Origin of the sequence: Burkholderia sp. HMSC10F09 (assembly GCF_001806955.1) — a bacterium.
Classification (GTDB): Bacteria; Pseudomonadota; Gammaproteobacteria; order Burkholderiales; family Burkholderiaceae; genus Burkholderia; species Burkholderia multivorans.
In genome coordinates this window covers 46,551-49,857 of the sequence record NZ_KV786935.1, presented here as the reverse complement: position 1 = coordinate 49,857, position 3,307 = coordinate 46,551, and the positions used below count along the sequence as shown (strand labels likewise).

Sequence of the window (3,307 nt, the reverse complement as noted above, 5' to 3'; positions counted from 1 at the left end):
CCAGGCCGGCGAAGACAACCGCAACGTCGCGCGCATGTCGCTGCTGCTCGCGGGGCTGCCGCAAGGCGTGCCCGGTTCGACGATCAACCGGCTTTGCGGTTCCGGGATGGACGCGGTCGGCGTTGCCGCGCGCGCGATCAAGTCGGGCGAGGCCGCGTTGATGGTGGCCGGCGGCGTCGAAAGCATGACGCGCGCGCCGTTCGTGATGGGCAAGGCCGCGAGCGCGTTCGCGCGTCAGGCCGACATCTACGACACGACGATCGGCTGGCGTTTCGTCAATCCGCTGATGAAGCAGCTGCATGGCGTCGACTCGATGCCGGAGACGGCCGAGAACGTCGCGGTCGACTACAACGTGAGCCGCGCCGATCAGGATCTGTTCGCGCTGCGCAGCCAGCAGAAGGCTGCGCGCGCGCAGCAGGACGGCACGCTCGCCGAAGAAATCGTATCGGTCACGATTGCGCAGAAGAAGGGCGATCCGCTCGTCGTGTCGCGCGACGAGCATCCGCGCGAGACCTCGCTCGAAGCGCTCGCGAAGCTGAAGGGCGTCGTGCGTCCGGACGGCACGGTGACGGCCGGCAACGCGTCGGGTGTCAACGACGGCGCGTGCGCGCTGCTGCTCGCCAACGAAGCGAGCGCGAAGCGCTTCGGGCTCACGCCGCGTGCGCGCGTGCTCGGCATCGCGACGGCGGGCGTCGCGCCGCGCGTGATGGGCATCGGGCCGGCACCGGCGACGCAGAAGCTGCTCGCGCGCCTCGGCATGACGATCGATCAGTTCGACGTGATCGAACTGAACGAAGCGTTCGCGTCGCAGGGCCTCGCGGTGCTGCGCATGCTCGGCGTCGCCGACGACGATCCGCGCGTGAACCCGAACGGCGGCGCGATCGCACTCGGCCATCCGCTCGGCGCGTCGGGCGCGCGGCTCGTGACGACGGCGATGTATCAGCTGCATCGCACGAACGGCCGCTTCGCGCTCTGCACGATGTGCATCGGCGTCGGTCAGGGCATTGCGATCGCGATCGAACGCGTGTGACGCAACTCGCGCGGCCGTAGGCCGCGTCTGAAACCGCCCGGTTGGCGCGCGCGATGCGCGGAACCGGGCGGTTTTTTGCGCGTGTGGGCGGCATGCATCATTCCGCGCGCTTGTCCCGCATGAATGGCGAATTCCGCAAAGAGACGTATTCGCAGCGCGATCGACGCGATTTTCCGTGATTAATGGCGATGTAACCGGTCGCGCTGGAAATAATCGAGCCAGAAGCCTTGTCCGGCAAGGGTTTTGTTTTATCCGTGAACGGATTGTTTGATGAATATCAGACTCCGCGGATAAACCTCGGTGTTTTTCCTCGAACGGGTAATGTTTTTGGGCAAGCTGCCGAAAAGAGCAGGGGTGGGATCGATGGCTTGCCGTATGGCGGCGGCCGCCGGTCCAAAGCTTTTTTATCAGAGACGGGTGCGAAACCTGTCCACCGGAGCCCCTGCACATGCGCAACAACCAGCCCGTCACGCAACGCGAGTTTGATTTTCCCGACGACGCGACGCTGATGTCGACCACCGACGCGGACAGCTACGTCACGTACGCGAATGCCGCTTTTATCCAGGTCAGCGGATTTTCCGGCGAGGAAATCGAAGGGCAACCGCACAACCTCGTGCGCCATCCAGACATGCCGAAGGAAGCGTTCGCCGACATGTGGGCGACGCTGAAGGGCGGCGAGCCGTGGTCCGCGCTCGTGAAGAACCGCCGCAAGAACGGCGACCATTACTGGGTGCGCGCGAACGCGGTGCCTGTCATGCGCAACGGCCAGCCGCAAGGCTACATGTCGGTGCGCACGAAACCGACGCGCGACGAGATCGCGGCCGCCGACGCGCTGTATCGCGATTTTCGCGAAGGCAAGGCCGGCCGCCGCCGCTTCCACAAGGGGCTGATCGTCCGCACGGGCGTGGCGGGCATCGCGTCGCTGTTCCAGACGATGTCGGTGCGCGCGCGCCTGAACGCGACGCTGTGCGTGCTCGTGCCGGCCGTGATCGGGACCGGCTGGGCGTGCGGTCTCGCCGGCGGTGCGCTGGCCGCGTTCGCGGCGGCGACGCTCGGCCTGTCGGTCGCGGCAGGCTTCTGGCTCGACGCGCAGATCGCGCGACCGCTGCGCCAGTTGCGCGAGCAGGCGTTGAACGTCGCGACCGGCGAGAGCCGGCGCGGCGTGCGGATGAACCGCGTCGACGAGATCGGCATGACGCTGCGCACGATCAATCAGCTCGGACTGATGTTCCGCTGGCTCGTCGACGACGTCAGCGAACAGGTGCACAACGTGCAGCGCGCGAGCAACGAGATCGCGCAGGGCAACAACGATCTGAGCGCGCGCACCGAGCAGGCCGCGACCAGCGTGCAGCAGACGGCCGCGTCGATGGCGCAGATGACGGCCACCGTGGCGAGCAATGCGGAAACGGCGCAGCAGGCGAACCAGTTGTCGGTATCGGCCAGCGATGCGGCCGAACGCGGCGGGCAGGCGGTGTCCGAAGTCGTCGCGACGATGAGCGACATCACCGAGAGTTCACGCAAGATCGCCGACATCATCGGCGTGATCGACGGCATCGCGTTCCAGACCAACATCCTTGCGCTGAATGCGGCGGTCGAGGCCGCGCGCGCGGGCGATCAGGGGCGCGGGTTCGCGGTCGTCGCCGGCGAGGTGCGCGCGCTGGCGCAGCGCAGCGCGAACGCGGCGAAGGAGATCAAGACGCTGATCGGCGCGAGCGTCGAGCGCGTCGAATCGGGCGCGCGACGCGTGGACGAGGCCGGCCGCACGATGGAGGACATCGTCTCGCAGGTGAAGCGCGTGTCGGACCTGATCGCGGAAATCAGTTCGTCGACGGCCGAGCAGAGTACCGGCGTCGCGCAGGTCGACCAGGCGGTCGTGCATCTGGACAACATTACGCAGCAGAATGCGGCGCTCGTCGAACAGAGCGCGGCGGCGTCGGAGAGCCTCAAGCAGCAGGCGACGCGGCTGGTCGATGCGGTGAACGTGTTCCGCTGAACGCGGCAGGAAAGTGACGCGGGCGCGGCGGAGAGGGCACCGGCCCGCGTCGGGTCCGCCCGGTTCCGGCCGGGCGGGCCGCGCCGTCAGACGGCGAGACAGAGGTACTTGATCACGACGTAGTCGTCGATCCCGTAGTGCGAGCCTTCGCGGCCGAGGCCCGACTGCTTGATGCCGCCGAACGGCGCGACCTCGTTCGAGATCAGCCCGGTGTTGATGCCGACCATGCCGTATTCGAGCGCTTCGGCGACCTTCCACACGCGGCCGATGTCGCGGCTGTAGAA

The 3,307-nt window shown here is 67.3% G+C and carries 3 protein-coding genes; 2 read left to right on the top strand and 1 reads right to left on the bottom strand.

Annotated elements, in window-relative coordinates; translation table 11 throughout:
* Both pcaF and HMPREF3115_RS27875 read left to right on the top strand, forming a co-directional pair.
* Positions 1 to 1,030, top strand: a 1,030-nt coding sequence (pcaF, locus tag HMPREF3115_RS27880) for a 3-oxoadipyl-CoA thiolase (protein WP_256276453.1), incomplete at its 5' end; no start/stop codon positions are given.
* 448 nt (positions 1,031 to 1,478) lie between these two features.
* Positions 1,479 to 3,023: a methyl-accepting chemotaxis protein gene (locus HMPREF3115_RS27875; protein WP_070556993.1), complete on the top strand. Its 1,545-nt coding sequence runs from the start codon at positions 1,479 to 1,481 to the stop codon at positions 3,021 to 3,023.
* 86 nt (positions 3,024 to 3,109) lie between these two features.
* Here HMPREF3115_RS27875 and HMPREF3115_RS32940 read toward each other — a convergent pair.
* Positions 3,110 to 3,307 (bottom strand): aldehyde dehydrogenase family protein (locus tag HMPREF3115_RS32940; protein WP_256276452.1); only part of this gene is annotated, 198 nt, incomplete at its 5' end.

Bases quoted from the DNA above. Each gene is read 5' to 3' on its own strand.
- HMPREF3115_RS27875 (WP_070556993.1), top strand. From the start codon at position 1,479: ATGCGCAACAACCAGCCCGTCACGCAACGCGAGTTTGATTTTCCCGAC.